Consider the following 11,608-nt stretch of genomic DNA (forward strand, 5'->3'; position numbering starts at 1 on the left):
CCGTGTCAACCGCGTAGGTTACCGCGTAGGTTACCTACGCGGTTGACGCGGTTAATGTGTTTTTTGACTTCTTGGCGCACAAGCGCCTGCGTATCTTCGATGGTGTCGCGCACTTTCACAACTTTTATTCTGCCGGGATATTTCTTCGCAAGTTTAAGGTATCCCGCCCTCACGCGCTTATGGTAAGCGAGCTTCTTCTTCTCCATCCTGTCAACGCCTTTTGCCTTCGCGCGGCTTAAGCCTGTGACCGTATCAACGTCGAGCAATATCGTAAGGTCGGGCTTTAACCCGCCGGTCGCGACCTTATCGAGCGCGGCTATCGCCTCGAGCTCGATGCCGCCGGCGTACCCCTGATAACTGAACGTAGCGTCGCTGAACCTGTCGCATAAAACTATAGCGCCTCTCGCAAGCGCAGGTTTTATCACCTCAGAAACTATCTGGGCGCGCGCCGCCTCAAAAAGAAAGAGCTCCGCGAGATCCGTTATCTCCACCCCGTCGGAATGCAGTAATATCCGGCGTATTTCTTCGCCGACTTTTGTGCCGCCCGGCTCACGCGTAAGCACGCAATCATAAGACTGCTTGCCCAGGAATTCGCATATAAGGCGCGAGTGCGTACTCTTGCCACAGCCTTCCGGCCCTTCGAATGTTATGAATATGCCCCTCTTCGATCTTCGCTTTCGCTCAGAATCGGGCTTCCGAGTTTGCCGGAGGAACCTCATATTTTTCGTCGCCATACGGTGCCTTCTTTGGCGTCTTCGAGAATTACGCCATTAGCGAGAAGCTCGCTACGTATTTCATCCGAGCGCTTAAAATCCTTCGCGGCGCGGGCTTTATTCCTCTCGCCTATCATCTTCGCGATCTCCGCCTCAGAGACATGAGAGGATGCGGCCGAACGAAGCAGATCCAGTCCCAATATTTCGCCGAGGCCGGATATGAGTTTGCGGATGGCGGTCAATTCGAGCGTCTCATCATCCGTAAAAACCTCTTTACCCTGCAGGACCTTATTGGCGTAAGTAACCATATCGAACAAGACCGCCAACGCCAGCGGCGTATTAAAATCGTCGTCCATCGCCTCTTCGAACTGTTTCTCGAATTCTTTAATTTTTTCGCCTCGTCCTGTGCCCTGCGCGGCGCGTCCTACGTCGCGTATTCTATTGATTTTTTCGGACAGGATCAGGAACCGCTCCTTCTGCGCCTTCATCTCGCCTATCTTCTCTTTTGTGTAATCTACCGGGTGTCTGTAATGCGTATTCAGAAATAGGAGTTTTAGATAATCCGGATCTTTGTAATTAGCGATAAAATCTTTTATGGATATAAAATTGCCGAGCGATTTCGCCATCTTCTCGGCGTTTATCGTCAGAAGGCCGTTGTGCATCCAGCGGCGGGCGAAACGTTTCCCGGCTCCCTCGGACTGCGCTACTTCGTTCTCGTGATGCGGGAATAGAAGGTCGATGCCGCCGCCGTGTATGTCGAACTCATCTCCGAGTATGTCGGAGCTCATCGCGGAGCACTCTATGTGCCAACCGGGGCGCCCCTCGCCCCACGGGCTCGGCCATGACGGCTCGCCGGCCTTAGCCGACTTCCACAAAGCGAAATCGAGCGCGTCGCGCTTCTTCTCGCCGGGGGTTACCCTGGCCCCGGCCTCCATCCTGGCCGTATCCTGATTCGACAGTTTGCCGTAATCTTTCGCTTTCTTTATGTCGAAATACACATCGCCGCCCGAGACATATGCCGCGCCTTTTTCAATGAGCAGTTCAATGAACTTCACCATCTTCGTTATGTATTCCGTCGCCTTCGGCTCCTTGTCCGGCTTGCGAATTTTTAAAAGCTCCATATCGTCATGATATTCGTCGAGATACTTTTTTGATATTTCTTTTGCCGCCTCTATTAAATCGCCCCCCGGAGCTTGCGCCCCGGAAGATTTTCTGGCTTTTTCTATTATTTTATCGTCTACATCGGTAACGTTCCGTACAAACTCAACCTTATAACTTTTGTATTCGAAATATCGCCTTACAACGTCGAATATGTACGCGCTTCTGGCATGACCTATGTGGGGAGAATCGTAAACGGTCGGGCCGCAGACATAAATACCGACGCGCCCGGAGGTGATGGGAACGAATTCTTCTTTTTTACGTGTAAGGGAATTATATATTTTCATAGAGACATTTGATCAAGGCCAACCGCGTAGGTTAGCAATGTGTTAACCCGTATATAACCTACGCGGTTATTTCACTTTTCCAGTTTTCTGATTCGTTCCTTCAATTCATCTATCTCTTGCAGGATAGGATCGAGGACATGGATATGGTCGAGTGAAAGGTCTATCTTTTTGCCTTCCTGTTTGGTTATACGCCCGGGTACGCCTACTACGGTCGAATTAGAAGGCACATCTTTTATCACAACGGCGTTGGAACCGATATATGAGTTATCCCCTATCGTTATATTACCAAGGACTTTCGCGCCCGCGCCTATGACGACGTTATTACCTACCGTCGGGTGGCGCTTACCGCGCTCTTTACCGGTCCCGCCCAGAGTTACGCCCTGATATATCAGTACATCGTCGCCGATTATCGTCGTCTCGCCTATAACCACGCCCATACCGTGGTCAATAAAAAACCGCTTGCCTATCGCCGCGCCCGGATGTATCTCGATACCTGTAAAAAATCTGCCGATCTGCGAAAGCCATCTCGGGATAAATGGAACGCCCATCTTTAATAAACGATGAGCCGTCCTGTAAAAAATCATGGCATGGACGCCGGAATAGGTAAGGAGCACCTCGAGGTAACTGGTTGCCGCCGGATCTTTCTCGAAAACTGAAATTATCTCTTTGCTGAATAATGCGGCTATCACTAACCAGAACATAATGTATGCGCCCGCTAAAGCCAGCAATATAATCATGCACGATGTCATCATACCCCACCCCGCTCTTCCAGCAACACAACGGCATACGCGGCTATCGCGTCGCCTCGTCCTATGGAACCCACGCCTTCGTTCGTCGTCGCTTTTATACTGACGCTTTCCCTCGTTACACCGAGCATCGCGCTCAATTCGCTCAGCATCTTCTCCTTGAACGGTCCAATTTTCGGCTCTTCGGCAAGAACAACGCTGTCCACATTCTTTATCGCATATCCCTTCTCGCGAATAATGGCGACTACCTTCTTAATCAACTCTTTACTCTGTATGCCCTTGTACCGCGGATCCGTGTCCGGGAAATGCTCGCCTATGTCGCCGAGCGCCACCGCCCCAAGTATGGCATCCGCTATCGCATGGAGAAGAACGTCCGCGTCCGAATGTCCGAGGAGCCCTTTTATATACGGTATCTCGACACCGCCTAAAACAAGCTTCCTGTCATCGACCAGCCGGTGAATGTCGTAACCAAAACCTATCCTCATTTTACCTCATGTCTAACCGCGTACTTCATGTCTAACCGCGTAGGTTGGCCAGTTATTTTACCCAGATAACCTACGCGGTTATCTCGCTACTCGCTATCATGGCTAACTGCGTACCTCATAGCTAACTGTCTCATGTCTAACCGCGTAGGTTGGCCAGTTATTTTACTCAGATAACCTACGCGGTTATCTCGCAACGGTTATCGCGCAACTACGCGGTTATCGCGCTATCCTCACAATAATGCCTCGGCAATCTTTAAATCTTCCTTAGTAGTTATTTTCAAATTACGATACGAGCCTTCGACTATCTTTACGCGGCATCCGAGCGCTTCGGCCGCGGCCGCATCGTCGGTAAAATAAGCGCCTCCCGCGGAATACGCCTTCTTTATAATATCAGCCCTGAATGCCTGCGGCGTCTGCGCGCGGAATATCCTGCTCCGGGGCAGAGTCGCTTTTATGAACCGGCCCCCTCCGACGAGCTTAACCGTATCGCTCTCCGGCACGGCGGCTATGGCCGCTCCGGACGAGGCGGCCGCTTTTATAACGCTTTCTATGAGCGCTTTATCGACCAACGGACGGGCTGCGTCGTGGATAAGGATAATGTCGAATGGCCCTTCGAGCCGGGCGATACAATTACACACCGATTCAGCCCGTGTCTTGCCTCCGGCGACCACGCCTATCAGCTTGCGCATCTTGAGGCGTCCGGCGATCACTTTAAGCCGCCCTATACAAGGCCGCTCAGCCGCGACTATTACCGCATCTACCGCCTTACATCTCTCCATCGCCTTGAGCGCATAGCTAACTAAAGGTTTTCCGCCCAGAAGCACAAATGGCTTCTTTACCTTTAGCCCTAATCGCTTGCCGTATCCGCCTGCCGCTATTATAGCTGCTGTCTTCATCTATTATCGCTTCGAGAGGCCGGGTCTCTGAGTCTCGTCGAGCTTCGCGAATATCATTCTGCCCGCGGATGTCTGCAATACGCTGGTTACTATAACTTTAACCGTCTGCCCGATAATATTCCGGGCATTATCTATGACTATCATCGTACCATCGTCGAGGTATGCCACACCCTGATTGTGTTCTTTGCCCTCTTTCGAGACTAAAACTTCCATCGGTTCGCCCGGAAGCACTACAGGCCTGAGCGCGCCGGCAAGTTCGTTTATATTGAGGACTGTTACACCCTGGAACTCGGCCACCTTGTTAAGATTAAAATCATTTGTCAATATCTTGCCGCCCAGAAGCTTGGCGAGCTTCACAAGTTTCGCGTCAACCTCTTTCACCTCGGGAAAATCCTCTTCCTGCACCCTGACGTCGAGATCCGCCGATTTCTGTATCTTGTTAAGCACGTCGAGGCCGCGGCGGCCGCGATTGCGTTTCAGCGAATCCTGCGAATCCGCGATCTGTTGAAGTTCTTTCAGCACAAAACGCGGGATGACGACCCTGCCTTCTACAAAATGAGTATGAAATATGTCCGCGATCCTGCCATCTATTATAACGCTCGTATCAAGAATGACTATGTCATCCTTTTTATCCTGTCTGACGAATTTTACATACGGTATTATGAGATTAAACTCATCCTTGCCCCTAATGGCTATAACCATCCCCAGGTAGCAGAATATAAGTATAAGCACTATCTGCAGGCACGAGAATAGCTGGAGTGTCATCGGTATAAGCCGCATAACGCTCGTCAACACCCAGGCCATGAAAAATCCGAATATAAGGCCGAATACCGCCGCGGAAAGGTTCCTGATAGAAAGTCTCTTCATCGCCATCTCGACCAAAATTACGAGTATGGAACTGCAGAATCCAGCAATGGCTCCGCCGATTATCCATGCCGGATCATATACGCCGAGGATCGAGCCGATATAGTACCCGGCCACAGTCGATAGCAGTACGAAAAACGTTCTTATCGCTATTATGGTCATCTTACACCTCCAAAGCCTTTAATCGCCGCTCGGTTTCACCAGGAGTTTCCACGGGTTCTTTTTGATATCCGCGGTAAATGCTTCGAGATTATCGTACACGGCCTGGTCCACCAGAAGTTTCCCGATCGTACCTTCGCCGCGTTTTATCTTTGACACTATCGCGTTCACCGAATCGGTAAGATTGGCCAGATCTTCGGTAAATTTCTCCATCGGTATCGGGTCTTTACCGACTATCATATCGTTCGCTTTAAGCAATGGATTTCCGGGCGTTCCGGGGAATATCTCGAGATATTTCTCGCCCAGCAGGCCGAGCGTATTTATCGTTACGACCGAGTCGTTCTCTATCTTTGCCTTCTCGTCTATCCAGGCCGTAAGCTCCGCCTTGGTAAGGTTGGTATTTGCGTCGCGGATTATCCGCACCCCCTGGATCTGCCCGACACCCACACCCGCCAGACGCACCGGCGCGGTGCCGCCTATGCCGTTCGCGAAACTGAACTGGACTTTTATCTTATAACCCTTTTTTGAGAAATTCGCCCCGCCTATCGAAAATACGATTATGAATAATATCATAACGCCGATCAATATAAAAACACCTACCTTCAATTCAAAACTCTTGACGCTCTCCATACTTTACCCCCGATTTGATATTGTACTATTCAGGCAAATCGTCCCGCCCCTAATCTCGCCCCGGGCGGGGCTACCTCATATAAGATGTTCGAAATCTATTCCCTCGGTTATCGGGCCTTTGCTGGCCCCTGTAATGAACTGCCGGACGATAGGATCTTTCGCGGCCTTTATTTCGTCGGGCGTGCCATTGATTATGATCTTCCCGTTATACATCATCGCTATCCTGTCGGCTATCTTGTAAGCGCTCGTCATGTCATGCGTAACGGCTATTCCCGTGATTTTCAATTTATTATGCAGTTCCACGATCAGCTCATTTATGGCATCACCCATTATCGGGTCTATACCGGTCGTAGGCTCGTCGTACAAAAGTATCTTGGGCCGCATACATATGGCGCGCGCGAGCCCCACCCTCTTTCTCATACCGCCGGATAACTCTGCCGGCTTTTTGTCCTCGATGCCTCTAAGGCCGACGAGCGCCAGAGACTCTTTTACGGCTTTAGCTATCTCGTCCTTATTTGAACTCGTATGTTCGATGAGATTGAAACCTACGTTTTCAAAAACACTCAACGAATCGAATAGCGCCGCGCCCTGGAATAGCATGCCGAACTTCAGCCTGAGGGCGCTGAGCTCTTTCTCGTCCATCCTCGTAACATCTTTTCCGTCTATTATAACCTGGCCGCTATCAGGCTTAAGGAGCCCTATTATATGTTTCAGAAGGACACTCTTGCCGCAACCGGAGCGCCCTATAATAACCGTCGTTTCGCCGGTGTCGATATTAAGATTAAGGTTATCCAAAACCTTGTGACCGTTAAATGACTTACATAAATTAATTATTTCGATCATGTCTATTTTACCTCATCACTGAAACATAACTATCAAACTATAGTAACAAACTATGACTAAACGAACAAACCATGTCTAACCGCCTCATGTCTAACCGCGTAGGTTGGCCAGTTATTTTACTCAAATAACCTACGCGGTTATCTCGCAACTCGCTATCATGACTAACCGCGTCTCTTATCTAACCGCGTAGGTTGGCCAGTTATTTTACTCAAATAACCTACGCGGTTATTTCGCAACTCGGTTATCTCGCTACAAAATAAAACAAAGCCGTGAAGAAACAGTCCGAAGCTATTATCAATATAAAACTCACAACTACGCTGGAGGTGGTCGAGCGCCCTACGCCCTCCGCGCCGCCCTCCGCGGTCATTCCCTCATAGCAGGCGACGATACAAATAATTACTCCGAAGAAGAAACTCTTTATAAGCCCTGTAAAAAAATCCTTATATTTGAGCGGTTGCCACGTATTTTTCATATACATGGCGTGCGATATTCCCAATTTATACACTCCGACGAGATAACCTCCGAAGACACCGACTATATCGGCATATATTGTTAGTATCGGAAGCATAATTATAAGCGCCAAAAACCTCGGCACAACCAGGTATTTTATAGGATTGGTTGCCAGCGTTTCCATAGCATCGATCTGCTCGGTAACCTGCATAGTTCCCAGTTCGGCGGTTATTGAGGCGCCGACCCTGCCCGCCACTATAAGCGCTGTCAAAACTGGCCCGAGTTCTCTGGTCATCGAAAACGCGACTAAGGACGCTATGTACATCTCGGCGGAAAATCTCTGCATCTGATACGCGCTCTGAAGCGCCAGCACCATACCGGTGAACATGCTTATAAGAAATACTATCGGCAGAGAATCAACGCCGATCTTTGCCATCTGTTCGAGTATCTGGCGACGGCGCAGAGGCGGCATAGGTATCCAGAATAAAGTCTGCCCCATAAGTATGGATATGCCGCCGGCGTATCTTATAAAATCCGTAAACTGCTTTCCCACCATCTGTAAAAAATTTCTCATCAAAGGCTCCTGTCAGAACTTATTCTTATGTTCTATGCCCATAAAGTCTTTATCCTGTCCGAGCGAAACTTTAAGGCTATCGTTCGGATGCAATTTATATTCCAGCTGGACTTCGTCTCCGCTCTTCAATCTTTCATCGACGGCATCCTCGGAGGTGAACTTTTTAAAATCGATGCCGATCTCGTCGCTTATCTGCTTGGTCATTGTAGTCTCGCTGGTCCCGAGACTACTGGTAGAATTCCACCCATCCCAGTTTATCGCCTTCTCATCCCCCACAAGCTGAAGCTTTTCGAACATACTGCCTCTGCCAATCTTGCTCAAATCCATCTCACCGGCGATGACGAACGCCCCGCTCTCCCTGGTTATACGCGAATCTTCTATGCGCATTATCGGCCCATCACCTTTTAGGTGTGCGCTTAAATATTCAAACGACATAGGCCCGATCGTGCCCTTCTTCGCGTCTATCGTTACATTACTGCGGATATTATTTGCCGGGCCTTTTAATTCACATTTGACGTTGAACGTGCCGGATATTATCGAAGAGGCGTCTTTTGCTCCCAGGGCCAGGGCAAGCCATGTTGAGCTCATGTTATTTATAGTAATTACGGCATCCATGTCAAACGGCGCCTTCAAGCCAAATGTACCGTGGCCCCTGAAAATATCGGAAAGACTGAAGTCGGATATCTCGATCTTGCCGTCGGCTATTATGTACGATGTTTTAAGGTTTAAGAACGGCCTGTAATTGAGCACACAGTTCCGCGTCTCGATCACGCCTTGTATAGCGGGCCTTGCCACCTCGATGCCGGGCACTAAAACCACTTCACTCTTCAAAACGCCGTCGCATACCAGGTCCTGCCCGCCGATCGCCAGATGGGATACCTTAAAATTCGCTTCGATGGCGCTATCTTTCGAGACCGTACCCTGTATAGCGATGAAACCGCGCGCGGGTTTGACCTCGATATTGTAAGCGCCATTCTTTATACTGCCTTCAAAACCAACTTTTTCGCCGGACGGCATACTAAAATAACCTTCGGCCTCAAAAGCGTCTTTGGCCCCTTTTGCCCCCAGAAGATCCCATGCCCTGTAAGCCGTCTTTATAGCGCTTATCTCTAAAAACGGCGACTTCTCTTTCCCTCCGACGGCGGATATTTTGATATTTTTAAATGTAACCGGATGCAATATACCGCCGTCTATACGTCCTATCGAAATATTAACTTTTCCGCCGAGCGCATCTTCCATCCGCGATTCGGCAAAGATCTTGACCTGAGGCATAAAAGCCTCTATCCTGCCTTCTATGAAAAGAACAGCGCATATGACGAGTAGAAACGTCAGAGCCGATCCAAAATGCCGTCTTGTCCTCAGGTTTCTCATATACCTACGACAGGTTAAACTCCAGATGGTCGCCTTTTACCGCAACCTTCACCGTGCCGCCTTTTTTATAAGTGCCTCGTATTATCTCTTCCGCAAGAGGATCCTCCAAAAAGCGCTGTATCGTCCTCTTAAGCGGCCGCGCGCCGAAACTTTTGTCGAACCCTTTTTCGATAAGAAAATCTTCCGCCTCTTTGGTAAGCTCGATCTTTATATTCTGCTCTTTTAAGCGCGATTCGACGTCACGCACCTCGATCTCGACTATATGCTCAAGATCTTCCTTCGTAAGCGCCCTGAACACGATGATATCATCGACCCTATTGATAAACTCCGGCTTGAATGTCTTCTTCACCTCATCCAGCAGGCGCTCCTTCATCGACTTATAAGTAACATCTTCCTCCTGGGATTTAAACCCTATCGAGCCCTGTTTCTTCAGCATCTCCGCGCCGATATTGGAGGTCATTATTATTATCGTGTTTTTGAAATCCACCTTACGGCCGAATGAATCGGTGAGCCGCCCCTCCTCCAGCATCTGCAGGAGGATATTAAATACATCCGGGTGCGCCTTCTCTATCTCGTCGAGAAGAACCACAGAATACGGCTTGCGGCGGACTTTCTCGGTGAGTTGTCCGCCCTCTTCGTAGCCGACATACCCCGGAGGCGCTCCCACAAGGCGAGAGACATTGAACTTTTCCATATACTCCGACATGTCTATCTGTATAATCGCGTCCTCATCGCCGAACATGAACTCCGCGAGCACGTGGCCGACCAGCGTTTTACCTACACCGGTGGGGCCCAGGAAGACGAAAGAGCCTATGGGCCTGCGCGGATCCTTTATTCCGGCGCGCGATCTCCTGACGGCATGCGCGATGGCGGATAAAGCTTCGTCCTGGCCTATGACGCGTTTACGCAGGGCATCTTCCATCTTCAGGAATTTGTCCTGCTCCTTCTCTTCGAGTTTCAATATCGGGATACCGGTCCATTTCGATACGATAACGGCTATGTCGTCATCCGTAACTTTTGGCTCCACCTTCCCGTTGGATTCTTTCCATTCTTTCTTTATGCGATTGAGTTCTTCTTTTAATTTACGCTCCTCGTCCCTGATCTTCGCCGCTTTCTCAAAATCCTGATTTTTTACCGCCGCTTCTTTCTCCTGTTTCACGACGGCCATCTTCTCCTCGATGTGCTTCACATCCGGCGGCGCGGTCATGACCGAAAGACGCGCGCGCGCGCCCGCTTCGTCTATGAGGTCTATCGCCTTATCCGGCTGATACCTACCGCTTATGTATCGATCGGAAAGCTTTGCGGCGGCATCAAGCGCTTCATCCGTAAATTTAACTCTATGATGGGCTTCATATCTATCACGCAGTCCTTTTAATATCTCTATCGTCTCAAGAACGCTCGGAGGCTCGACCATTATCGTCTGGAAACGCCTCTCGAGAGCCGCGTCTTTTTCTATGTGCTTACGATATTCGGTAAGCGTAGTAGCGCCGATACACTGTATCTCGCCCCGCGAAAGCGCGGGCTTCAATATGTTCGACGCGTCGATCGCGCCTTCCGCGCCGCCGGCTCCCACAAGCGTATGGAGTTCGTCGATAAATACTATCACATCCTCGGAACGCTTTATCTCGTCCATGACCGCCTTTATGCGCTCCTCGAACTGGCCCCTGTACTTTGTTCCGGCAACCATCAAAGCGATATCCAGGATTATAAGGCGTTTGTCTTTCAATAATTCAGGTACGTCCGCGGCTATTATTTTCTGCGCGAGCCCTTCGACTATGGCAGTTTTTCCGACACCGGCCTCTCCAAGTAATACAGGGTTATTCTTCGTCCGGCGGGAAAGTATCTGAATAACGCGTTCGATCTCGTTCTTCCTGCCTATGACAGGATCGAGCTTGCCGTCTTTTGCCAACTTCGTAAGATCCCTGCCGAAGGCATCGAGCGCCGGGGTCTTGGCGTGAGAAACCTTCTGCCCCATTTCATAGCCCGGTATCTCGGAGCCGAGGAGGTTCATCACTTCGTCCCGTACCTTACCCAGTTCAAGTCCCAGATTCACAAGTACCTGTGAGGCGACGCCTTCGCCTTCACGTATAAGCCCCAGCAGGAGATGCTCGGTGCCGATATAATTGTGGCCGAGCGAGCGAGCTTCTTCCATAGCGAGCTCTATCACCTTCTTGGCTTTTGGCGTAAATGGCAGATCGCCGGAAACGACGGTAGTCGGGCCCGGCTGTACAAGTTTCTCGACCTCAAGCCGTATCTTGTCCGAACTCAATCCAAAACTCGCCAGCACCGCGGCGGCGACGCCTTCGCCTTCACGCACCAGGCCCAGCAATATATGTTCGGTACCGATATAATCATGATTAAATCTTTTAGCTTCTTCTTTAGCCAGCAATATTACCTTCCTGGCTCTTTCGGTAAATCTATTGAACATCGGC

At 49.9% G+C, this 11,608-nt stretch carries 10 protein-coding genes and 1 pseudogene; all 11 read right to left on the bottom strand.

Going from position 1 to position 11,608, the window contains the following annotated elements:
- Nucleotides 1–5: 5 nt before the first annotated feature.
- Nucleotides 6–734, bottom strand: a complete 729-nt coding sequence (gene tmk / locus PHS46_05450) for a dTMP kinase (GenBank protein MDD3905959.1) — start codon at nt 732–734, stop codon at nt 6–8.
- The gene (gene cysS / locus PHS46_05455; protein MDD3905960.1) at nt 716–2,158 is read right to left on the bottom strand and encodes a cysteine--tRNA ligase; all 1,443 of its coding nucleotides are present in this window, start codon (nt 2,156–2,158) and stop codon (nt 716–718) included. The genes tmk and cysS overlap by 19 nt, the downstream gene beginning before the upstream one ends.
- Before the next feature lie 71 nt (nt 2,159–2,229).
- Nucleotides 2,230–2,859, bottom strand: coding sequence for a serine O-acetyltransferase (gene cysE, locus PHS46_05460; protein ID MDD3905961.1), 630 nt, complete (start codon nt 2,857–2,859; stop codon nt 2,230–2,232).
- 47 nt (nt 2,860–2,906) lie between these two features.
- Nucleotides 2,907–3,389 carry a 2-C-methyl-D-erythritol 2,4-cyclodiphosphate synthase gene (gene ispF / locus PHS46_05465; protein MDD3905962.1) on the bottom strand — a complete coding sequence of 161 codons (483 nt, stop codon included), beginning with the start codon at nt 3,387–3,389 and terminating at the stop codon, nt 2,907–2,909.
- A gap of 230 nt (nt 3,390–3,619) precedes the next feature.
- Nucleotides 3,620–4,285, bottom strand: coding sequence for a 2-C-methyl-D-erythritol 4-phosphate cytidylyltransferase (gene ispD / locus PHS46_05470; GenBank protein MDD3905963.1), 666 nt, complete (start codon nt 4,283–4,285; stop codon nt 3,620–3,622).
- Nucleotides 4,286–4,288: 3 nt separating this feature from the next.
- Nucleotides 4,289–4,903, bottom strand: a pseudogene (locus PHS46_05475) (TRAM domain-containing protein).
- Between the two features lie 426 nt (nt 4,904–5,329).
- Nucleotides 5,330–5,938 (bottom strand): MlaD family protein, encoded by a 609-nt coding sequence (locus tag PHS46_05480; GenBank protein MDD3905964.1) that lies wholly within the window; start codon nt 5,936–5,938, stop codon nt 5,330–5,332.
- A gap of 75 nt (nt 5,939–6,013) precedes the next feature.
- Nucleotides 6,014–6,781 carry an ABC transporter ATP-binding protein gene (locus PHS46_05485; GenBank protein MDD3905965.1) on the bottom strand — a complete coding sequence of 256 codons (768 nt, stop codon included), beginning with the start codon at nt 6,779–6,781 and terminating at the stop codon, nt 6,014–6,016.
- 241 nt (nt 6,782–7,022) lie between these two features.
- Nucleotides 7,023–7,805 carry an ABC transporter permease gene (locus tag PHS46_05490; GenBank protein MDD3905966.1) on the bottom strand — a complete coding sequence of 261 codons (783 nt, stop codon included), beginning with the start codon at nt 7,803–7,805 and terminating at the stop codon, nt 7,023–7,025.
- Between the two features lie 12 nt (nt 7,806–7,817).
- Nucleotides 7,818–9,176 carry a hypothetical protein gene (locus tag PHS46_05495; GenBank protein ID MDD3905967.1) on the bottom strand — a complete coding sequence of 453 codons (1,359 nt, stop codon included), beginning with the start codon at nt 9,174–9,176 and terminating at the stop codon, nt 7,818–7,820.
- A 4-nt stretch (nt 9,177–9,180) separates the two neighbouring features.
- Complete coding sequence (locus PHS46_05500) at nt 9,181–11,604, bottom strand: ATP-dependent Clp protease ATP-binding subunit (GenBank protein MDD3905968.1); 2,424 nt, start codon at nt 11,602–11,604, stop codon at nt 9,181–9,183.
- Between the last annotated feature and the right edge of the window lie 4 nt (nt 11,605–11,608).

Source organism: Candidatus Omnitrophota bacterium, from assembly GCA_028699255.1.
Lineage (GTDB): Bacteria > Omnitrophota > Gorgyraeia > 2-01-FULL-45-10 > 2-01-FULL-45-10 > FEN-1322.